Raw genomic sequence first — 23,147 nt, 5'->3', positions numbered from 1 at the left:
CCGCCCCCTAGTCCACAAGTGATACGTATTGTTTTCTTTGCCATTTTTGCTGGATTTCAACACCGTTTTGCGGATTACGCTTTTTATCTCTCGGGTTTGAAGATGGTAACGGACGATTCCCTTTTTCACGTAATACACGCATCTTTACCATCGTTTGTTTGTACGCTGGTGTACACGTATAAAGATCTGTCGCCGTTCCAGTTAAAATATTGATTGCCTCTTCATTTACCGTTGCATGCATCGGTAAATATAGCTCTTTCCCCGTTACACGATCTGTAACAAGTGCCTGTACTTTAATTTTCCCAAATGGTGATGCTAATTCTACAAGACCACCATCTTTCACATTGCGCTCTAGGGCAAGTTCAGGCGAGATTTCAACGAACACTTCAGATACTTTAGATAAAATACCAGCCGATTTATTCGTCATATTCCCTTCATGGAAATGTTCTAACATACGACCATTATTTAAAAGTAAATCATACTCATCTGGCGCTACAACTGGTGGTACCCATTCATCTAATGATAGACGAGCTAGTTTATCTGGGAAGTTAAATCCGTCCACATATAATAGTGGTGTATCGCTACCATCATGGCTACCCCAACATAAACTATTCCATCCTTCTAAACGATCGTATGTTGCCTGAGAATATAAAGGTGCAAGCGATGCAATTTCATCCATGATTTCACTTGGATTTTCATAATTCCAGTCCCCACCAAGTGCACGAGCTACTTTTTGTAAAATCCACCAGTCTGGCTTTGAATCACCAAGCGGCTTCAATACTTCATATAATCTTTGAATACGGCGCTCTGTATTCGTAAATGTTCCCTCTTTTTCTAAGCTTGGTGCTGCCGGTAAAATAACATCAGCAAAACGAGCTGTTTTCGACAAGAACATATCTTGAACAACAAGGAAATCTAAATTCTCTAAAATATGTTGTACATGGTTGGCATTCGAATCTACTAAAGCCATTTCTTCACCCATAACATACATACCACGTAGTTTTCCTTCATCTGCCGCAAGTAACATTGCAATATTATTTAAGCCTGGTGCTTTCGGAATTGTAGTACCGTATGCTTTTTCAAATTTCGCACGGAGCGCATCATCTGAAACTGCTTGGTAACCTGGAAGCCAGTTTGGTAATGTTGCCATATCACAAGCGCCTTGTACGTTATTATGTCCGCGTAATGGATATGCTCCTGCACCAGGACGACGATAATTACCCGTAACAAGCAATAGATTTGAAATTGCTGCTGAAGTTGTACTTCCTCCAGTATTTTGAGTTACACCCATTCCCCAAAGTACACAAGTACCATCTGCTTCATATACCATACGAGCCATTTCTTTCAGATTTTCTTTCGAAATCCCCGTAATTTCTTCTGTATAATCAAGCGTATACTTTTCTACCATTTTGCTATATTCATCAAAATTCTTCACATTTTCAGCTATGAACTTTTTATCGTGCCAATCTTGATCAATAATATATTTCGTAATACCAGCGAGCCATACGTAATCTGTCCCTTGGCGCGGATGAATGAATAAATCCGCACGCTCTGCCATTTCATGTTTACGAAGGTCCGCCACAATTAATTTTTGGTCATGTAATTTATGAGCACGTTTTACACGCGTTGCAAGTACAGGATGTCCTTCTGTTGGATTTGCTCCAACGATAATGACAAGGCCAGCTTCCGCAATATCTTTCACTGTTCCAGCGTCTCCGCCCATACCGACAGTTTTAAATAAACCGTCTGTTGCTGGAGATTGACAATAACGGGAACAGTTGTCTACATTATTCGTTCCATATATTTGACGGGCTAATTTTTGCATAAGATAATTTTCTTCATTCGTTACTTTTGAAGAAGAAATAAACCCAAATGCATCACTGCCATATTCTGATTTAATATGCTGCATATTGGATGCAACAACTTCAAGAGCCTCTTCCCATGAAGCTTCAACAAACATATCTCCTTGGCGAATTAATGGCTTTGTAATTCGATCTTCACTGTTTACAAAATCCCATCCAAATTTGCCTTTTACGCATGTGGAAATACCGTTAACCGGCGCATCTGAAACAGGCTGTACTTTCAAAATGTGGCGGTCTTTCGTCCATACTTCAAATGAACAACCTACACCACAAAATGTACAAACTGTTTTTGTTTTATTCACTTTCGTCTTACGCATCGCAGCCTCTACTTCTGAAACTGCTAAAATACTACTATATCCAGGCTCTACATCCTTTACAAAATCAATCATCGGATCTAACACATCCGGTTTCAATCCAGTCATGAATCCAGCTTCACCTAACATTGATTTCTCCATCAACGCATTACATGGACATACTGTTACACATTGCCCGCAACTTACACAAGATGAGTCATTTATACTTACACCATTGTCCCATATAACACGTGGACGGTCTAAGCTCCAGTCTATCGATATTGTTTCATTAACCTGTAAGTTTTGACATACTTCTACACACTGTCCACAAGCAATACATTGATTTGGATCATATCGATAAAACGGATGTGACATATCCACTTCACACGCACTTACTTTTGGCTCATACGGATATTTCTGTTCCTCAATTCCCATCATATGTACTGTATTGTGGACTTTACAGTTACCATTATTGTTATCACAAACGGTACAATACAGTAGATGATTCTCTAATATTCGATCCATTGCCTCAGTCTGTGCCTCTTTTGCACGCTGGGACTGCCTTTCGATATGCATACCGTTCTCTAATTTCGTTGAACAAGCACGCAATAACTTTCCATTTACTTCTACAATACACGTATCACAAGTTTGAATTGGATCTACTTCTGGTACATGACAAATTTGAGGATGTTCCAAATTACTCTCGTTAAATAATTGTAGTATCGTCTTTTCACCTGATGCAGAAAATTCTTTACCATCGACGGTTACACGGACTGTCTGTTCTGCCATAGTTTCCCCTCTCCTTACAACCAACTGTACAACACAATCATGAATCCGTTTTCAAAATCGCATTACTGTACATATTTTTGAAACGCTCTACCCAAATACTTTCTTATGAAGTTGATTCTAGATGTTATAAGGTATAACTACGAAAGCTTGAAAATATCACTATTCTACAGTTCTATTATATCGTACATATACAATAATAACCAAAATAATCTGTGATCTTCTTGTTAATAGGTGTTTTTATTTTTCCCATTGTTTTATGATAAATGTGGGAGAGAAATACATATAAAAGGGGAATTAAATATGGGGCCTACGCAAGAGACTTATACAATTGTACGTTATCAATCTGGTACATTTTCAAAACAACTGGATGAGATTGTTACAGAATCTCCTATTACTATTAAATTGAATGGTGAAGAATATGTAACAGTCGTATGCACACCAAATTATATTGAAGATATGGTAATTGGTTTTTTAATTTCTGAGGGGATTATTTCTTCCTATAACGATGTTGAAGAACTATGGGTTCAAAAAGATAACGGAATTGTCCATGTAAAATCATCAAAAGTGAATCCACTCTATCAAACTTTATATAATAAACGATACGTCACTTCTTGCTGCGGAAAAGGTAGACAAGGTTTTATTTTCGTAAACGACGCAGCAAAAGCAAAAGACTTACATGATATACACGTAAAAATTACTCCTGAAGAATGTTTTTACTTAATGAATACTTTACAACAATCTTCCACTACCTTTCGCCAAACTGGTGGTGTTCACAATACCGCGCTATGTGATCGAAATAATATCCTTCTATCAAGAATGGATATCGGAAGACATAATGCATTAGATAAAATATATGGTCATTGTTTGCGCAACGATATATCTGTTAAAGGAAAAATTATCGCATTTAGCGGACGTATTTCATCTGAAATTTTACTCAAAGTTTCAAAAATCGGATGTGAAATTGTTCTATCTAAATCTGCCCCAACAAAACTAGCATTGCAACTCGCTCACGATTTAGGCATTACAGTCGTAGGATTTATCAGAAATGAATCCTGCAATATTTACACACATCCACATCGAATTGATGGTTATCAATCGAATAACTAAAATAACTCCTCAATTGAGGAGTTATTTTAGTTATGAAAATGTAATATATTAAAGACTTGAATAGTTAATAAAGTTAATATATAATTTCATTACATATTAAAAAACAAAACATTGTAGCATATATCTTTTCATTCTTTTACAAATTAAAAGAGACTGCTAACAAAACACATACACACTTTTATAAAAGTAATGGATTTATTTTATTTGAAATCGACCAAGGAGGTTACAACTATGGAAATTCGCTTATTAACGACAGAGGACGCAGAAATATATTTAAAAGTTTGTATGGAAGGTTTAACGAAGAACCCGGAAGCTTTTAGCTCTTCCTATGAAGATGTTTTGAAACATGAGGATCCTGTAGCTGCTATGGCAAAACGATTAAGCAATCCGGATAAGTATACTCTAGGGGTCTTCAAAGATGATGATTTAATCGGCATTGCTACTTTAGAAACAAAGCCTTTTATTAAACAAGAACATAAAGCAAAAATCGGTTCCGTTTTCGTTTCCCCAAAAGCGCGTGGCCTTGGAGCAGGACGAGCTCTTATTAAAGCAATTATTGAAAATGCCGATAAATTACATGTAGAACAACTTATGCTCGATGTTGTAGTTGGTAACGCTGGTGCCAAAAAATTATATGAATCATTAGGTTTCCAGACTTACGGCGTACAAGAGCGTTCATTAAAACATAACGGTCAATATTGGGACGAGGAACATATGGTTCTGTTCTTAAATGATTAATACTTCAATATAGTTTTCCAAATGCATCTTTTTATTAAGAAAGATGCTTTTTTCATTACAACAATGTAATCTTCATGTCACCTTTATCGATCGTACCAAACCTTTCCATTCATTATACTAAAAATATAAAGTGAAACTTTACTCAGTGGGGAACCACATCTCACACTGATCGCATGTACTTGATATGTAAAGGAGAATGTGACATGAAACAAAACAAACGAGCTATGCTTTTAATATTTACTACAGCAATTATAACTTCTGGATTAGCAATTTTACCTTGGTTTATTATATAGAAATACTCCCCCTAACAACGAAAAAAGCTTATTACTTCTTAAGAAGCAATAAGCTTTTTTTTATATTATAAAATCCCCAAAATTTTATTTACACAACTTATAATAATAACCATAGATACGGCAATGCACATGACAACCGTATTACGATCTTGCTTTTCTTTTTTTGAAATTTCTTCTTTTGAATTCATGTGTATGATCTCCTTTTAAAAAAAGTGTGAGATAGGAAATTTTTCTTATCCGATGCGAGGTGAATACGAAAACCCTCTCTATCTCACATACACAATAGAATGGAATTGTCATTTTATAAATAAAATGACATGACGTTATGTCGCAACATAGGGTATTTTGTGTCGCTACGTTTTCTATTATAAAAAATAGTTGTGCAAAACTAGTGCATTTTTTATGTCAATTACTCTGAGCGAAAAAATCAGCCCTCCATTCAATCACATAAAAAGAGTTTTTTATTATTTTCATGTAAACTATACAAGTAGAATGAACAGTTTGGGGTGCACAAGATTATGGTAAAAATTTTATTAGTAGACGATGAAGAACGTATGTTACGATTATTAGATCTGTTCTTAAGCCCTCGCGGCTATTTTTGTATGAAAGCTACCTCTGGCCTTGAAGCACTAAAATTAATCGAACAAAAAGAATTCGATATTATTTTATTAGATGTTATGATGCCAAGTATGGATGGATGGGATACTTGCTATCAAATTCGTCAAATTTCCAACGTTCCTATCATTATGTTAACAGCTCGCAACCAAAACTACGATATGGTGAAAGGCCTCACGATGGGCGCAGATGATTATATTACAAAACCATTTGATGAGCATGTATTAGTCGCACGAATCGAGGCTATATTACGCCGTACAAAAAAAGATGGCTTTGTTAGTTTCAATGGTATTGAGTGGGATAAAACGAAACATACTGTCACAGTTTATGATGAAAAAATCTCATTAACTCCTATCGAATTTTCGTTACTCGGACTATTTTTACAAAATACAAACCGTGCTTATAGCCGAGATGATTTAATCGAAAAAATTTGGGGCTATGAAACAGATATCGAATATAGAACAATTGATTCACACATTCGTAATATCCGTGATAAACTACGCAAAAAAGGATTTCCTATTGAAGATTACCTAGAAACGGTCTATAAAGTCGGATATAAATGGAAAAGTGAATAATTACTTCGGTCAGTGGGAAATCGTATACCACTGACTCTTTATTATGAATAAGGTATGGTGAAAAAATGAGTAAACTTTCCCTTAAAATTGGGACATACTTTTTAATATTAGCTTTATGTATTGAAACAATTGCCTTCGTATCTTTTTATAAAAGCCTTTCAAAAATGCGTATTGTAGAGGAAACAGATGCTCTTTTAGAGAAAGGTAATCGCTATAGTAAAAAAATTAAAAGCCGCGAGAGACGGGATGAATATTATAAAGAAATGAAACACGCTGAACATAATAAAAATCCTAAACGTCCTGTGTACCCTGAGTTCGATATTACGAATGAGGCTGCACACTTAGTTGAATCGGAATCAATTTCTAACTCCGATATAGCTATCATTATTACTGACCATAACGGCAAAATTATTTCCACCTCAGAACCCGTAACAAAAGATATGCAAAAACAACTTACTTGTAAAACAGAAACTGTCCCAGATGGCGGATTGGTCGTTGAAAGGAACTGGAAAAAATCAAAGTTCATCACAACAGTAAGCCCACTTAACACAACAAAGTTTCAAGGAAAGCTATATATGTTATTAAAAACATCTTTCCTAGAAAATATGTTACTTAAACTCATGAACCAATTTCTTATCATTAGCGTTTTAACAATTATTTTAACAACAATTTCTGTCTTTGTTTTTTCACGCGTTATTACAGAACCACTTGTAAAAATGAAGAGAGCGACAGAAAAAATGTCAAAATTAAACAAGCCAATTCAATTAGGTATTAAACGAAATGATGAACTCGGAAGTTTAGCAAAAACAATTGAAGATTTATCGAGTGAACTTACGTATATGAAAAAAGAGCGCAATGAATTTCTCGCTAGTGTCGCTCATGAACTATTAACTCCATTGACCTATATGAAAGGTTATGCGAAGGTAGCAAAGAGAGACTCTTTAACAAAAGAGGAGCGAGAAGAATACTTACAAATTATTGAGGATGAAACGGATAGTGTAACCGATCTCGTCCAAGATTTATTTATGCTTGTACAATTAGAACAACACCAATTTGTTATAAAAAAACAAAAAGTGCTTCTTCAGCCATTTTTAGAACGAATGGTTGAAAAAACAAAAACAACATTAACAAATAAGCAAATGCAACTTCATGTATATTGCAAAGATGATTTAGAAGTTTGCATAGACGAAAGACGTATGGAACAAGTTATGTTAAATTTATTACACAACGCTTATCAACATTCGCCAGAAAACACATCTATTACGATACGTGTACTCATGGAAACAGATTCTTTTACAATAAGTGTACAAGATGAAGGTGAAGGTATTCCTGAAGAAGATATCCCGCATATTTTTGACCGTTTTTATCGTGTTGATAAATCCAGAACACGAGCTACAGGCGGAAAAGGCATCGGGCTAGCTGTTGCAAAAGAAATTGTAGAATTGCATAACGGTTCTATTCTAGTAACAAGCCAATTAGGAGCGGGAACAAACTTTATAATCGAGCTACCTTTTGAATAATATGCGTGTGAAAACACCAGTAGTAGTAAACACTACTGGTGTTATTTTGTTCATAACAACAGCTCATATAAGCTAAGCTTTTGAAATTATTCTTATTTCAATATAAAATAAAGGTACATTTGCAAAGATTTGGAGGGTGATATAATTGGATATCCATGTATTAACAAAAGACGAAGCAGAAATTTACTTAGAACTTCGCGTAGAAGGATTAAAGCAAAACCCTGAAGCATTCAGCTCTTCTTATGAAGATATTATTAATAAAGAGTGTGCGATTGAATATAAAGCACAAAAATTAGCACAAGACGAAAACTATACGCTAGGTGCATTTAAAGATGGAAAATTAATCGGGGTTGCAACACTGGAAACGAAACCATATGTAAAACAAGAACATAAAGCTAAAATCGGTTCTGTATATGTATCTCCAAAAGCACGCGGACTTGGAGCAGGAAAAGCACTTATTAAAGAATGTCTTGAGCTTGCTAAATCTTTAGAAGTAGAACAAGTTATGCTTGATGTTGTTGTTGGCAATGATGGAGCGAAAAAACTTTATGAATCATTAGGTTTTAAAACATTCGGTGTACAAGAACGTTCATTAAAATATAACGGACAATATTGGGACGAAGAGCATATGGTCTTATTCTTAGATGAAAATAAATAATAAAAAACATCCTCATGTTTGGAGGATGTTTTTTACTTTCTTGTAAACCATGCCGTGTGTAATAATTGAATCGCTTTCGCAATCTCACCCTCTGATAATATCGCAAACCCAAGTAAAACTACATTCTCAGGCGCCGTACCGTCTTTATAGTACGTAGACACAGGATATATTTTGATACTATGTTTCGCAGCTTCTTGAATTAATTCTTCTTCCCGCATTCCATTATGCACTTTTAATAAAATGTGTAATCCCGAATCTTCTCCTATCACTTCAACACGATTAGAGAAATACTTCTCTATTTCAAAAACAAGTCGATCTCTCTTCTTTCGGTAGACGACACGCATTTTATGAATATGTTTTTCCCAATAGCCTTCATTTAAAAATCTTCTAATCACTTCTTGGTCCATTCTTGAAACACTTTGTGTATAAAATAAATATTGCTGTTGATACTTTTTAATTAATTTCTTCGGCAACACCATATAGCTCATCCGTAGCGATGGCAATAATGCTTTAGATAGCGTCCCCATATAAATAACTTTCCCCTCTGTATCTAACCCTTGCAGCGCCGGTATAGGCTTTCCAGAATAGCGAAATTCACTATCGTAATCATCTTCAATAATATACCTGCTCTCTTCTTTCTTTGCCCATTGTAAAAGCTGCATCCTTCTCGTAATAGGCATAATCATTCCATATGGAAACTGATGGGAAGGTGTAACAAATACAACATTCGCATTGCTATTTTCTAAATCTGCAATACAAATTCCATCTCTATCTAAAGATAACATTTGGACTCTTGCTTCTCCCTGTTCAAAAACAACCATCTTTCTATGATACCCTGGGTTTTCAACTGCATAATTGCTTCCCTTTAACAATTGAAACAATAGTTTCACTAATATTTGTGTTCCCGCTCCTAATACAATTTGACTAGCTGAACAACGTACACCTCTAGATTCATACAAATAATTCGTAATCTCTTCTCTTAAGCTCGCTTCTCCTTGAGGGTGTCCTAGAAAGAGAAGTTCGTTATTATGCGGCTGCCATATTTCATTTACAATTTTCCGATACATATTGAATGGAAAAGCATTTGTATCAATTCCTGTTTGTGTAAAATCAAATTTATAACTCTTCTCCTGAAACGGTACTTCTTCTATTCTATCTCCACTATCCTCTACATGAGCCATTTGCTCAATTTTGCATACAAAATAGCCTTTTCTCGATATCGACTCAATATAACCTTCTGCAAGTAATTGTTCGTACGCTGCCTCTACTGTATTTTTACTTACTTGTAAATGTATCGCTAACTTTCGCTTAGCCGGTAATTTCGTAAAAGGGACAATCGATCCATCTTTAATCTCTTTTTTTATATACTCATACAATTGCACATACAATGCCTTTTTACTATTCATATTTAAATTAGGCGTTAATTCTAACATAATATCTGACCCCTTAATAAAACTAAAATCTGATACTTTTTACAGTACCAGATTTTATATATAATTCCTTTTATCATGTCACACATAAAAAATCAAATACCGGAGAGGAGAAACATGATAATGAACAATGGTAGACGTATCGGACTTATTATGATTATTACAGGGGCTACATTATGGGGATTATCTGGTCCAATGATTCAGTGGCTATTTCAGCATACTAATGTATCCTCAATTGATTTTTTAACAATTCGATTGTTGCTTGCAGGAATATTTATTTTGTCTTTCTTACTTATAAAGAAACAAAACATATTTCAAATTTGGAAACACCCTAGATATTCTATACAACTTATTATTTTTTCTATTCTCGGCATGCTCGGTGCGCAATACGCCTTTATCGAAACGGTTCATATTAGTAATGCAGTCACAGCAACGCTATTTCAATTTCTAGGTCCTGTTCTTATTACCATGTATGTTGCATTTGAACAAAGAAAATTCCCTGCTTCCATGCAACTATTCGCAATTATAGCCGCGCTAATAGGAACATACTTTATTATTACAAATGGCTCAATTGAAAATATTGTTTTATCCAAAGAAGCTATTATTTTTGGACTATTAACAGCAGTCGGATTTGCATTTTATACCCTTCATCCGGCTTCTCTCATTAAAGAATGCGGGACAACTGTAGTAATTGGTTGGGGGATGTTAATCGGAGGAATTGCACTACTTATTTATAATCGTTCATTCGGGTGGAATCAATTTTCACAAACCCTTACACTAAAAACTTTTTCTATGCTTATTCTTATCATTATTAGTGGTACCCTTTCTTTCCTTCTATATATCGGTAGTCTTAAATATTTAGCAGCAACAGAAACAAGCATTTTATCTAGCATTGAACCCCTTGTAGCTGCCATCGTTTCAATCACTTGGCTAAATGAATCTTTTGGAACATATCAATTATTAGGCGGCGTATGTATCGTTCTGTCCGTTATTTTTTTGACGATGCCTCAAAAAGAAACCGAACCAACCTATACAACGGAACAAATATAAAATGAAACTTTAATTAGTGGGGACTATCTCCCACTAATTATTAACCTACACCAATCGGGCTTTTACGGGATAAAAATGTCAAAAGAGGTCGTACAAAACTTACGACCTCTTTTTATACTTTAAAGGAATTGTCCCGCCTTCTAGCAAATACAATTACACTAACAATAAAAACTAGGAGTGTGGCACCATGAAAAAAATCGGAACTATGCTACTTCTCTCCTTCCTCATCACTGGATGCACACAAACGCAACCGGATTCAAAAGAACAAAAAAAAGACGTAATAGCAACGTCATCCACTCAAGTGAACGCACCTTCCTTCTTTCACCTTAGTGTTTTAAAAGATGTAAATTGGGAAGAAGCACCCTCATTCATAGACGGAAAAATACCTTTAAAAGGCATCGAAGGTAAAGTCGCAATGGCTGATAGTCCTATTATCGCAAATGAACAAAATGAAATAATGTGGTACTTTCTAGATTCTGAAATACCAACTGGAAAATTGTCTATTATTGCGCTAAAACAAGGATCTGTAACTCCAACACCAGTACTCTTTCAAAAAGAAACTTCCAAACAAACTTGGACTACTTCAAATACAATCGATTCTACTACAAGCGAACTCCCTCTCACTATGTCACTACCTTCATCTGGATTATGGTTATTAAATATATATGTGAATGAAAAATATTATGATCAGTTTGTAATCACTGCTGAGTAAAGTGACAAAAATAAACCACTTTCTTACAACAATGTAATTTCTACGTCATGTACTTCGATAGTTGAATTATCTCTCTTCTCTTATACTTAAAGTAAGAAATGAAACGAGGAGAGATGAGAGATGAGAGATGAAAAAAATGATAGAAGTGATCGTAGCAGTAACTGAGGTTTTAGTGAATGGTAAACAAGTTGCAATGGAATTAAATAAATAGTGAAGAAACATAAATAATTCTACACTTCTTCATTATTTTGATTTCTTATCTCAAAAAAGCAGTGCCTTTTAGGCACTGCTTTTCGCTATTAATAACGTGGTATTTTCGTAATTTGTGCCACGCCTGAATCAATAGCTGCTTTCGCTACTGCTTCTGCAACACTTGGAACAACTCTTTTATCTAATGGATTCGGGATTACATAATTCGCATTACGTTCTTCATCAGTAATGATGTTAGCGATCCCATATGCTGCCGCTAATTTCATCTCTTCTGTAATATCAGTTGCGCGCACATCTAACGCACCGCGGAATATTCCGGGAAACGCCAATACATTATTTACTTGATTCGCATAATCCGAGCGTCCAGTTCCTACTACAGCTGCCCCAGCCTCTAATGCATCCTCAGGGAAGATTTCTGGAATTGGATTCGCCATTGCAAACACAATTGCTTTCTCATTCATCGTCTGTACAAGTTCTTTCGTTAATACGTTAGGAGCAGATACGCCAATAAAAATATCAGCTTGGTGAATTGCTTCTTTTAACGTTCCACGCACATGTTCACGATTTGTCTTTTTTGAAACTTCAATTTGTGCTTCGTTCATCCATGTTTCACCTTCACAAACAATACCTTCTAGGCTAACTAACGTAATGTGCTTTGCACCAGCCTTTAATAATAATTTTCCAATTGCAATTCCTGCCGAACCCGCACCGTTAATAACGATTTTCACATTATCCATTTGTTTGCTAACAACTTTTAATGCATTAATAACAGCTGCTAAAACGACAATAGCTGTTCCATGTTGATCATCATGGAATACAGGAATATTCGTTTCTTCTTTTAATCGTTTTTCAATTTCAAAACAACGCGGTGCTGCAATATCTTCTAAATTAATCCCTGCAAATGTAGGCTCTAAATTTTTTACAAGGGTAACGATTTCATCTACATCCGTTGTGCCTAAACATAATGGGAAAGCATCTACATTCGCAAACTTCTTAAACAAAATACTTTTTCCTTCCATAACAGGCATAGCGGCTTTCGGTCCAATGTTTCCTAAACCGAGTACCGCTGTTCCATCTGAAACAACTGCCACCATATTGCCACGTGCTGTATAGTCATACACTGTTTCTTCATCTGCCGCAATCGCTTTACACGACTCCGCTACACCTGGTGTATACGTCAGGCTTAAATCATCCGCTGAATTTACCTCCACTTTACTTGTAATTTCAATTTTCCCTACTAATTCTTTATGCAATAACAATGATCTTTCATTAATTTGATTTGCTAACATACTTATAATCTCCCCTTAATTTGACAAGCTAGCTATACGAATATAGCTAGCTTGTTTGATCATGAAAACATTTTTAATAATATTGTCGCCGTTACAACCATTGCCGCCCCGCCTAAACGAGTTGAAATTTGCGCGAACGGCATTAATTCCATACGATTTGAAGCCGATAAAATAGCAACATCTCCAGTTCCGCCTAAACCGCTATGACATCCAGTTACAATCGCCGATTCAACTGGATACATCTTCATCACTTTCCCTACAAGAAAACCTGATGCTACCATTGTAAGAACAACCGATGCGCACACAACAACATATCCTACTGAAAGAACTGCTGCTACGTCTTTTAACGGAATATATAGCAATCCTAATCCAACCATTAAAGGCCAAGTTAAATTCTTCGAAATAAATTTATATAAATGGAATGCTCCTTGCTCCATTTTTGCTGGCATTAATTTAAAGTATTTCACAAGTGCTGCTGAGAAAATCATAATGATTGCCCCAGGAATACCGATGAACTTAGAAGCAAATCCTCCAAAGATGAAGAACGTACACGCAATTAATAAACCTGCTCCCATTAATGAGAAGTCAATTGGCTTCTCTGTATTTTGTTCTTTTAATAATTCTGCTTGATTGTCTGTTTTCACTAATACACCGTTACCACTAAGCTCCGGTTTCTTCTCACCTAAACGCTTCATATACCCTGCACTTACAATTGCGAACATATTTCCAATAATAGCTGCTGGAATAAGCTGTGATACAAACGTCGCTGATGATTCATTTAAAATATCACTATAAGCTAGCGACAATGGTAAAATCCCTTCCCCGATACCACCACTCACAATTGGTACGATGATAAAGAAGAATGTGTGCTTCATTTCAAATCCAAATAATGAACCGACCAATAACCCTACTGCTACAGAAGCTAACGTCCCTACTACTAAAGGAATAAACATGCGAACGAAACCTTGTACTAACACTTTACGGTTCATTCCTAAAATACTTCCGACTACTAAACAAGAAATATATAAATATAAAAAGTTCGATTTTTTCATTAACATAGTCGCAGCTTCCATTGAAGCTGGATTCATCCAGTTAAAAAATACAAGTAATGATGGAATAAATAACGAAAGTATTGCTGGACCGCCGATATTTTTTAAAATTGGAATTCTCATCCCAATATCGCCTAAGAAAATCCCCATGATCATAATAACTGCAAATCCACCAATCATATCTGCTGGCAATTTATTATATACAGATGCCCCATAAATAATAGCAGCCAATACTACATATAACGGTAAAGGTATAACACCGATTTTTACATTCATAATTTTAGAAGCGAAAGATTCTCTTTGTACTTCATTTCCTTCAGAAAATGATACCGCTTCCACATTCTTTTGAATTCCCATATGGCACCCCCTCGTTTTCTTAATAACAATATTAAAACGCTTTCAATAGTAAAAATAGTTTTTGTAAGTTTTGTAATTGATTTTGTAATTAAAAAAAGTATAAGCGACTTATATTAAGTCGCTTATACGTAAAACTCTATTTTCTTTTGATCAACACATCTTAATTTACTTACAGGTCTGCCCACATGTTGGTACATCATTTCGTTTTCTAACACTCCAATGTCAGTCAAAAACATTACATATTTTCGAATAGAAACTCTTGAAATTCCAACTAATTGTGCCATTTCATCTGTTGTAAACACTCTTCCATTCAACGACTCGATCTTCTGCCAAATTAATTGCAACGTTTGCCTCGTTAACCCTTTCGGAAGCTCTTTCGTGACAGTAGGCTCCCTTTTTTCTTTTTGTAAAATTAACGAATCTAATTCCGATTGACTAATTTTTTGTTGTTCTTTCATGAAAGTAAGTTTTTCTCGATATATAGTTAATGCCTCTTTAAATCGTTCAAATGTAAATGGTTTAATTAAATAATCTACTACACCATATTGTAATGCTTTTTTAATACTTCCCATATCATGTACAGCTGAAATCATTATAATATCAATTTCTTTTTCTTGGTTCCGGATATACATTAAAAGCTCAAAACCAGTCTCTTCAGGCATAAAAATATCAAGTAATACTAAATCTACTCGTGATTTCTCTAATATTTCGATCGCCGACTTTACTGAGTTAACTGCTTGAACAAGTTCAAATCCTCCTACTTGCTCTAAATAATGCGTATTTAGCATTGCTACCATCGGGTCATCTTCTACAATTAAAACTTTAATCATATTTTCCTCTCATCCCTACCTTTAGGTATTTCAATTGTTATCGTTGTTCCCTTACCTACTAATGACTGCATATGAATTTCCCCATTTATTCGCTGTATACTTTCTTTTACAAGATACAAACCATAACCGCGGTTATCTCCCTTTGTGGAATAACCTTTCGTAAATAATTCCTCTATTTCTTTTTCTTGTATACCTTTCCCCGTATCTTGTACTGTAATAGTTAGTATATCCCCATGTTGTATCTTAACTTCAACTCGCTTCTTTTCACAATTCGTAACTGCCTCTAATGCATTATCAATTAAATTTCCGACAATCGTAATAAGTTCATGAGTAATACTTTCATCATCTATTTCCGGCATATAAGAATCTTCACTTATAATTAATTTTATATTTTTCTCTCTAGCATAGCTGAGCTTACCTAGTAAAAAACCAGCAAATACTGGACTTTTTATTCTTTTCATAACTCCACCAATTTCATATTGATGCTCTGATACCATGCCGCTTATATACTTCTGTAATTCTTCATACTGCTTCATATGTGTAAGCCCTAATACGACATGCATCTTATTCATAAACTCATGAGATTGTGCCCGTAATGCTTCTGCATATAGTCTAATACCAGTTAGTTCCTCTGCTAGTTTTCCAATCTCTGTTTTATCACGAAATGTTGCAATTGCACCAACTATTTCTCCTTTTACATATAAAGGAACTCGATTCGTCACAATCGTAATTCCATAAATATTTTGTTCTTCGTTTAATTGTACTTCTCCCGTTTGCAATACTTCTTTTATACGTGAATTTGGCATATACAACTCAACATCTTTACCGATAAAATCTTCTTCAAGTCCGCTTTTTTTAAATAGACGTTTCGCTTCATTATTAATTAATGTTACTCTAGCCTCTTTATCTACAGCAATAATACCTTCCTTTACAGATTGTAGCATCGTATTTCTTTCTTCAAGAATTTTTGCTATCCTGTGCGGCTCAAGACCGAATAAACTTTTCTTTATATGTCTAGCTAGCAATATTGCTCCTATAATTCCGACTAATACACCAACTCCGACACCAATATAAATGATATGTCTACTTTCCTTAACTCTCTCTTTTACATTATCTGCTGAAATACCAACAGCCACAGCTCCAAGTTGTTCACCTGTTTCAGAAAATATTGGTACAAACACTCGCATGGAAATACCTAAAGTTCCTTCTGCTAACGATACATGTTCTTTTCCTTTCAATGCAGGCCCTTCATCCCCCCCAATAAAATGATGCCCTATTTTTTGAGGATTTGGATGTGACTTTCTTATTCCATTCATGTCCATAACTACAATAAACTGAACACCTGTGTTTTGTAATATTCTATTTGTATACGTTTGGATTGCAGAGGTATCTGCTTTCCCAACCAAACCATCGATTACAATCGAATCATTCGCCACAATGTGTGCAATTGTTTTTGCCTTCTCTGCTTGGCTATCCTCCGTCGTCCGTTCTACATTATGACTAATTAATATATCTGTCACAAGTAAAGAAAAAATTACAACTGTACAAACTAACAATGTAATCGTTTTCCATAAATTCCATAGTCTTTTTCTTTTTTTCATCCCGTTAATGACTCCCCTAATTGCTGAATAGAAAAATAAGTAAGGTGATATTATTTTCACCTTACTTATCTGCTGTTATTATACTTTAAATTTACTAGTCATCGCTTGTAGTTCTTCTGCCATCTCAGCTAAGTTTTGCGAAGCTGAACTAATTTCCTCCATGGAATTAACCTGTTCTTCTGTTGAAGCTGCAACACTTTGCATACTAGCTGTATTTTCTTCTGCAGCAGCTGCAATTTCATCAATAGCATTTGTCACTTCATTTGCATCTCTAGCAATTCTCTTCGTTGTTTCTACCATTTGATTAACTTGAGAAACAATATGTGTAGTAGAACTTAAAATTTCCGTAAAACTTACTTTCGTTTTTGTTACAACATCAAGGCCCTGTTGAACTTCTCCATTCACATTATCCATCGCCTTAACAGTATGTTCAATATCCGCCTTAATTTCTGCAATTAAATTTGCAATCTCTCCAGATGACTCTCCTGATTGCTCTGCTAATTTTCTAACCTCATCTGCTACAATAGCAAATCCTCGTCCCTGTTCACCTGCTCTTGCTGCTTCAATAGCCGCATTTAAAGCTAATAAGTTTGTTTGAGTTGCGATGTTTTGAATTGCTTCAGAAATAGCTCCTACTTGCTTTGATTTCTCATCAAGCAGTTTAATAATAGCATCTGACTCGGATACCGACCTAGAAATAGACTGCATTTGTTTTGCAGTTTGTTCAACTAAATCTTCTCCCTCTTCAGCTCTTTCTCGCGCATGTAATGAGGAAATAGAAATTGACTCTGCGCTTCCAGTTACATCTTGAATTGCTGTATTTACTTGTTGCAATGTAGCCGCACCTTCTTCAACACCTTGACTTTGTGATTCAGCCCCACCTGATACTTGTTCCATTGCAATTGTAATTTGATCTGTCGCATCATTTGCTTGCTGTACGCTCGCTGTTAACTCTTCTGCCGATGCTGCAACATGTTCTGCTGAAAAGCTAATTTGGGTAATAACATCTTGTAAAGACGTAGACATTTCATTAAATGAATTCCCTAATTTCCCTATGTCATCCTTGGAATGGATTGTAATTTTCTCTGTTAAATCTCCCTTACTAATTTTATATGCCGATTCAGCTATTTTTCGTAATGGCCTTGTAATAGACTTTGTAATGAAATAAATTAATATACTACCAAATGCAATAGCGATAGCAATAACAATCAAAGTCTTATAAAACACTGGATTCGCAGCTTGGGTAATTTCTTCATCAAACATAACTCCAACTACTTTCCAGCCCGTTTTCTCATTTGTTGCAAAGATTAAATTCTTTTTATCATCTTGTTCTGTATAAGACACATTTCCTTGTTTATCTTCATAAATTGGTTTAATCCAAGGATCAGTAACTTTTGCACCTGGTTTTCTAGATGGATGACTAACAATTTGCTTATTTTGATCTAAAATAACTGCATAACCTTTTTCACCAATGTTAATCATTTTGGAAATTTTTAAGATGTTATCTAAATTTAAATTAATTCCTATAACACCTTTACCATCTTTTACTTCTTTCGCAATCGTCACTACCATATTTTTTGTAGATGCTGACTGATATGGCGCAGTAACAATTACTTTCCCTTTATTTTCATGTGCTTCTTTATACCAAGATCTATCTGTTGGATTATACCCATCAGCCATTTGAATAAATGGTTCTCTTATAAACTTTCCCGTCTCTGTTCCAATATAAATACCTTCTACTTCTGGATGAAGCTTTATATATTGTGCTAACTTCGTTCTTACTATTTCTTCTTGTCCATTTAGATATGTATCCTCTGTTAAGATGTCTGCAAAGTACGTCGCATCAACAAATTTCTCTTCTATATTTTGAGAAATAACAGTATTTAAAATCGAAATATTCTCCTTTGCCTTATCTGTCATTTGATGCTCAAAATTTGTTTTGGCAGTTTGATATGAAACACCACCGATAATAATTCCTGGTATAGTTAAAATAATAAAAAATGAAATGATTAATTTTTTATTGATACTCATACATTTAACCCAGTTAAATATTTTTTGCATAATAAGCCTCCTTTATGTAATGTGGATACTTGTGTCATTTTATACAATTAACATATATAAAACAATATATAATGATAAAATGTAATTTTTTCTTCAATTATGCATTTTTACATATTTACTCCCTATAAGTATTTTAATCATAAAAACAAGAGAACTTTAGCATTATATATGCTAAAGTTCTCTTATTTCTTAACAGCTTCTACTCTATAAAACTTCTCTTATAATCCTCAAATCTTTACCCTTCGCCTTATAGTCATATTACTAAAACTCTTCGTCCTAATTTATTTGGCGCTCTTTACATAACTAATTGCCTGACTTCCCATTTGTACCCATGCCTGTTCAAAGGTTTCTCTCGGTACTTTTACATCTAAGCTATCCTCAAGTGGATCTCGAATATATACAGATTCCTGATCATACCCAATAAGTACAACACAATGTTCATTATACGTAATAGAAACATCTCCACTATTTGTTTCCCATGTAGTAAATTCAGCTTCATCTAATGGTGCAAATGTTGCATTCGTAATCATAACTACCGGTTGTCCTGCTTTTATACTCTTATAAATTTCTTCTATATTCTTCCCTGTTAAGTCTACAGCTTTATTAGGTAAATATTTTTCCGCTAACTGAAAAAGTGGCCCATGATATACACCGTACCCTGATTCAGAGAATGTATAAATATTACCTACAAACCCTTCATTTGGATTCCCGCGCACACCATCGTCTATAAAATCAACTTTTTTTATTTCATTTGCTAATGTCATCTTATCCACTGAAACACCAGCGTATTGTAACATCATCGCTAAGCTTGTCACTTCACAGCCTCTATCCAATTCTGGTAACTGCTGAATTAATGGAACATTTGCTAAGATGACTTTTTCATCGTTATTACTAAACTCCGTTTCTTTTCCTCTTTGTATATTTGAGAATGTTAACTTCTCTACATACTTTGGAATTCCATTTGTATATACACTCCATATTGCTGTACCTAGTAAAGCTGTACATATATACCACTTCAATTTTCTTATCGCTTTCACGCCCTTATTAATTCGTTAAATAAGAATAAAATGCGTCAGCATCCGTTCGAATCATCGGTACAAAATTTAGTTCTTTTCCTTTTTCAGGCTGCTCTTTTTTTATCTTTTCCGCTAACTCTTGAATATTCATATTCATTTTATCCATATTGAGCTCATCTGCCATTTGTAGCACCTTTTGTTCATTAATTTCTCTTAATATTTGATATATATCTTTACCATACAAATCAATATGATGTTTTTTTGCTTCTTCTTGTACTTTTTGTTCGTACACTTCTTGTGCTAACTCTTCAATTTCTTTTCCTTTTTGAGAAATATCTAACTTTCCTGCTTCTTCTCTTACTTTCTTTCCGTAGATTTCTTCCGCGATGTCTTCGATTTCTTTTCCATCTGTCGAAATACCTAATTTATCTGCTTCATCTTTAATTTTAATCGCATTAATTTGAGTAATTAAATCTACAATTGATGTATTCTCTATAGATATACCTAGCTTTAACGCTTCTTGCTTTACTTTTGTTTCATAGATTTCTTCTGACAGCATCCCAACATCTTTTCCTTCAATCGATATGCCTAACTGCTCTGCTTCCCTTCCTACTTCTGTTTCATGAATTTCTTTTTCTAGTGTAATTTGTTCTTTTCCTTCCGTTTCAATACCTAGTTTCTCTGCTTTTTCTTCTGTATGCACTGCATGTATCTTACCATTGTTCAATTGTTCTTTACTGCGCTGCGTGTAATCTGTCTTTCCTTTTTGTGTTTCAGAAGGAGAGGCACCCCCTAATATACTTAAACTCATTACTCCAATAGTGAATACCGTCATCATTTTCTTTTTCAAAATTAATTCCTCCCTCTTATACTTTCTTTCCCATCATTCCCCTAGTTTTTTTAATACTATACATACATCTCATCGCTGCTTGAGATAACATTATGATTGATAAACCCCACTCACATACACCTAATCTCTTCTTCATGTAACGAACTTTCTTTATGCCATACATAATATAAATAGTTTCTTAACTTTCCCTTAAAAAAAGACGACCTTGTAAAAACAAGGTCGTCTTCTTACTTATATTTTTTGGTTTTTAGGGAAAATCACTTCAAAACAAGTGCCATCTCCCCATTTGCTCTCTACTGATATTTTTCCGTAATGCTTTTCTACAATCCAATTTGCGATTGAAAGACCTAATCCAGCTCCTTCTGACGTACTTCTTGCTTTATCCCCTTGATAAAAACGATCAAATAATTTCGGAATATCTTCTTCTTTCACTCCTATCCCGTCATCTTTCACCTGTATGCGAATTGAACTACTCGTTTGCGTGCAATCAATTTGAATATGCCCACCTTCGTTTGTATACTTCATCGCATTATCTAACAGTATGACCATCATTTGATGAATCCGCTCTCTATCCCCCATAAAAGATACACCACGTTCTACTTTTAGCATCATTTCTTTTTCTTGATAAGAAGCAATCTCTTTATATGGAGCTACTATTTCTTCTAACAATTTATCAAGTTCAAATATTTTCTTATCCATCTCAATTTGATTAGAATCAGAACGTGCTAGCAATAATAAATTACTAACGAGTTTCGATAACCGCCTACATTCTTTTGAAATTGTAGAAATATCCATCGCTTTTTCTTCTATCGTAGCGGATGGTGACTGGAATAAAACATCCGTTTTTGATTGAATAACTGCAAGTGGTGTCCTGAGTTCATGTGATGCATCAGAAACGAATTGTTGCTGTTTCTCCCATGAACTTTGAATAGGTACAAGTGCTCTACCAGCTAGGAAAAAGCCAATACCTATCGCACAGAGGCTTCCTATGCTACAACCTATAACGAGAATTAAAAATAAAGTATTTAACATTCCTTCTTCCGCTGTTATATCTCGCACGATTTGAACTATTTCTCCATCTTTTTGAAGCGAAAATGCTCTAAAATATCGTCCTTGTACTTCAATATCTTGTAACTCCTCTAATTTTTCGGGAGAAAAACTTTCCAAATTCTCTTCAAAAATAGAACGGAATTTACGGTTATCGCCCTCTATTTTCACTATTTTCCCATTCCAAGTTATTCTAGTTACTCGCGGATCTCCAATTTGGATATTCTCCATGCGTTTTCTTGGTGGTACTTTAACATCTAATTTTTCTCTATACTGAGCTATCATTTTTATAGATTGATCTACTTCACTATAAATACGCTTGTATGTGTACGAATAAATAATACTGCCTAATATACCTATTAATAGAATAAATACTAATGAGTTCACTATAGTCAAACGAATGCGTGTTTTTTGAAACATACTTCCTTTTTTCATTGTTCTTTTAATATATATCCAATACCTCGAACGGTTTGAATATCTTTCTGATAACCGAATGGCTCTAATTTTTTACGTAAATGATGCACATACACTTCTACAATCGCTACTGTAGTATCTGAATCAAATCCCCAAACACGATCAAAAATTTGTTCACGCATTAAAATCTTTCCGCTATTTTGAACAAGGTACTCTAGAAGCTCATATTGTTTTAATGATAACTTCATACCTTTTCCATCTACTTGAACATCTTTATCTTTTCCGAACAATTCAATGCCTTTATAGCGAATTGTTTGCTGCGTTGTTAAACTACCACTTCTGCGTAGTAAAGCACGAATTCTCGCTTTTAATTCAGGGGCCTGAAATGGCTTAACAATATAGTCATCTCCACCAAAGTCCAATCCCTTCACCCGATCTTCTAAAGAATCTCTCGCTGTCAAAAACAGGACTGGTGTTTCAATCTTTTCATCTCGTATTTTTTGAATCACTTCAAATCCGTCCATCCCTGGCATCATCACATCCAGCAAAATTGCATCATATATATTTTGAAGAGCTAAAAACAATCCATCTTCTCCATTTATTGCCGTATCTACTTCAAATTCATCACGTAAAATTTGTACGATAGACTCTAATAACGAAGCATTATCTTCTACTACAAGTAAACGCATGCTCTCACCTTCCATCAAATAGTTCAATTCTATTTATTATTACATTTCTTCTCTTCATAACAAAAGAATGTAGTTACATTACGTAATTTCAT

19 protein-coding genes and 1 pseudogene are annotated in these 23,147 nt (G+C 34.7%); 7 read left to right on the top strand and 13 right to left on the bottom strand.

The features are described from left to right. Positions 1-7: 7 nt before the first annotated feature. On the bottom strand, positions 8-2,944 hold the full coding sequence (gene fdhF / locus ACTFSL_RS13780; RefSeq protein ID WP_440041859.1) for a formate dehydrogenase subunit alpha: 2,937 nt from the start codon (positions 2,942-2,944) through the stop codon (positions 8-10). A gap of 300 nt (positions 2,945-3,244) precedes the next feature. Here fdhF and fdhD point away from each other — a divergent pair, with 300 nt between their 5' ends. Both fdhD and ACTFSL_RS13770 read left to right on the top strand, forming a co-directional pair. Next, positions 3,245-4,051 carry a formate dehydrogenase accessory sulfurtransferase FdhD gene (gene fdhD, locus ACTFSL_RS13775; protein ID WP_061456760.1) on the top strand — a complete coding sequence of 269 codons (807 nt, stop codon included), beginning with the start codon at positions 3,245-3,247 and terminating at the stop codon, positions 4,049-4,051. Between the two features lie 231 nt (positions 4,052-4,282). Then, positions 4,283-4,789, top strand: coding sequence for a GNAT family N-acetyltransferase (locus ACTFSL_RS13770; protein WP_000405868.1), 507 nt, complete (start codon positions 4,283-4,285; stop codon positions 4,787-4,789). 358 nt (positions 4,790-5,147) lie between these two features. Here ACTFSL_RS13770 and ACTFSL_RS13765 read toward each other — a convergent pair whose 3' ends face one another. Next, positions 5,148-5,270: a hypothetical protein gene (locus ACTFSL_RS13765; RefSeq protein WP_061456759.1), complete on the bottom strand. Its 123-nt coding sequence runs from the start codon at positions 5,268-5,270 to the stop codon at positions 5,148-5,150. A 330-nt stretch (positions 5,271-5,600) separates the two neighbouring features. On the opposite strand from ACTFSL_RS13765, the gene ACTFSL_RS13760 reads away from it, so the two are divergent. The 3 genes from ACTFSL_RS13760 to ACTFSL_RS13750 all read left to right on the top strand — a co-directional run bounded on the left by ACTFSL_RS13760 (position 5,601) and on the right by ACTFSL_RS13750 (position 8,450). Continuing rightward, positions 5,601-6,272, top strand: coding sequence for a response regulator transcription factor (locus ACTFSL_RS13760; RefSeq protein ID WP_000238957.1), 672 nt, complete (start codon positions 5,601-5,603; stop codon positions 6,270-6,272). Between the two features lie 65 nt (positions 6,273-6,337). After that, positions 6,338-7,792, top strand: coding sequence for a HAMP domain-containing sensor histidine kinase (locus ACTFSL_RS13755; protein ID WP_000041024.1), 1,455 nt, complete (start codon positions 6,338-6,340; stop codon positions 7,790-7,792). 145 nt (positions 7,793-7,937) lie between these two features. Beyond that, positions 7,938-8,450 carry a GNAT family N-acetyltransferase gene (locus ACTFSL_RS13750; protein WP_000351212.1) on the top strand — a complete coding sequence of 171 codons (513 nt, stop codon included), beginning with the start codon at positions 7,938-7,940 and terminating at the stop codon, positions 8,448-8,450. 32 nt (positions 8,451-8,482) lie between these two features. Here ACTFSL_RS13750 and pdxR read toward each other — a convergent pair whose 3' ends face one another. Beyond that, a complete protein-coding gene (pdxR, locus tag ACTFSL_RS13745; protein WP_025710215.1) occupies positions 8,483-9,883 on the bottom strand; it encodes a MocR-like pyridoxine biosynthesis transcription factor PdxR in 1,401 nt (466 codons plus the stop codon). Between the two features lie 120 nt (positions 9,884-10,003). On the opposite strand from pdxR, the gene ACTFSL_RS13740 reads away from it, so the two are divergent. Together ACTFSL_RS13740 and ACTFSL_RS13735 are read left to right on the top strand one after the other, a co-directional pair. Next, complete coding sequence (locus ACTFSL_RS13740) at positions 10,004-10,930, top strand: DMT family transporter (RefSeq protein ID WP_061456758.1); 927 nt, start codon at positions 10,004-10,006, stop codon at positions 10,928-10,930. A gap of 187 nt (positions 10,931-11,117) precedes the next feature. After that, entirely contained in the window at positions 11,118-11,642 is a 525-nt protein-coding gene (locus ACTFSL_RS13735; RefSeq protein WP_061456757.1) for a DUF4871 domain-containing protein, read from the top strand. A 299-nt stretch (positions 11,643-11,941) separates the two neighbouring features. Here ACTFSL_RS13735 and ACTFSL_RS13730 read toward each other — a convergent pair whose 3' ends face one another. The 10 genes and pseudogenes from ACTFSL_RS13730 to ACTFSL_RS13685 form a co-directional block, all read right to left on the bottom strand. Further along, on the bottom strand, positions 11,942-13,141 hold the full coding sequence (locus tag ACTFSL_RS13730) for an NAD(P)-dependent malic enzyme (protein ID WP_000880780.1): 1,200 nt from the start codon (positions 13,139-13,141) through the stop codon (positions 11,942-11,944). 59 nt (positions 13,142-13,200) lie between these two features. Then, a complete protein-coding gene (locus ACTFSL_RS13725; protein WP_000512722.1) occupies positions 13,201-14,547 on the bottom strand; it encodes a 2-hydroxycarboxylate transporter family protein in 1,347 nt (448 codons plus the stop codon). Between the two features lie 122 nt (positions 14,548-14,669). Further along, the gene (locus tag ACTFSL_RS13720; RefSeq protein ID WP_061456756.1) at positions 14,670-15,377 is read right to left on the bottom strand and encodes a response regulator; all 708 of its coding nucleotides are present in this window, start codon (positions 15,375-15,377) and stop codon (positions 14,670-14,672) included. Further along, positions 15,374-16,978, bottom strand: coding sequence for a sensor histidine kinase (locus ACTFSL_RS13715; protein ID WP_440041858.1), 1,605 nt, complete (start codon positions 16,976-16,978; stop codon positions 15,374-15,376). The genes ACTFSL_RS13720 and ACTFSL_RS13715 overlap by 4 nt, the downstream gene beginning before the upstream one ends. A gap of 78 nt (positions 16,979-17,056) precedes the next feature. Next, positions 17,057-17,875, bottom strand: coding sequence for a methyl-accepting chemotaxis protein (locus tag ACTFSL_RS13710; protein ID WP_440041906.1), 819 nt, complete (start codon positions 17,873-17,875; stop codon positions 17,057-17,059). A 120-nt stretch (positions 17,876-17,995) separates the two neighbouring features. Next, positions 17,996-18,898 (bottom strand): annotated as a pseudogene (locus ACTFSL_RS13705) (HAMP domain-containing protein); the annotation flags it as partial. Positions 18,899-19,320: 422 nt separating this feature from the next. After that, positions 19,321-20,076, bottom strand: a complete 756-nt coding sequence (locus tag ACTFSL_RS13700; protein ID WP_440041857.1) for a C39 family peptidase — start codon at positions 20,074-20,076, stop codon at positions 19,321-19,323. 7 nt (positions 20,077-20,083) lie between these two features. Further along, positions 20,084-20,905: a transporter gene (locus ACTFSL_RS13695; RefSeq protein ID WP_440041856.1), complete on the bottom strand. Its 822-nt coding sequence runs from the start codon at positions 20,903-20,905 to the stop codon at positions 20,084-20,086. Between the two features lie 231 nt (positions 20,906-21,136). Continuing rightward, positions 21,137-22,387: a sensor histidine kinase gene (locus ACTFSL_RS13690; protein WP_000715835.1), complete on the bottom strand. Its 1,251-nt coding sequence runs from the start codon at positions 22,385-22,387 to the stop codon at positions 21,137-21,139. After that, positions 22,384-23,055, bottom strand: coding sequence for a response regulator transcription factor (locus ACTFSL_RS13685; RefSeq protein ID WP_001238621.1), 672 nt, complete (start codon positions 23,053-23,055; stop codon positions 22,384-22,386). The genes ACTFSL_RS13690 and ACTFSL_RS13685 overlap by 4 nt, the downstream gene beginning before the upstream one ends. Between the last annotated feature and the right edge of the window lie 92 nt (positions 23,056-23,147).

Source organism: Bacillus cereus group sp. MYBK108-1 (assembly GCF_051917185.1).
GTDB lineage: Bacteria > Bacillota > Bacilli > Bacillales > Bacillaceae_G > Bacillus_A > Bacillus_A cereus.
The sequence above is the reverse complement of the archived record's forward strand: the minus strand, read 5'-3'. Positions and strand labels throughout refer to the sequence as shown.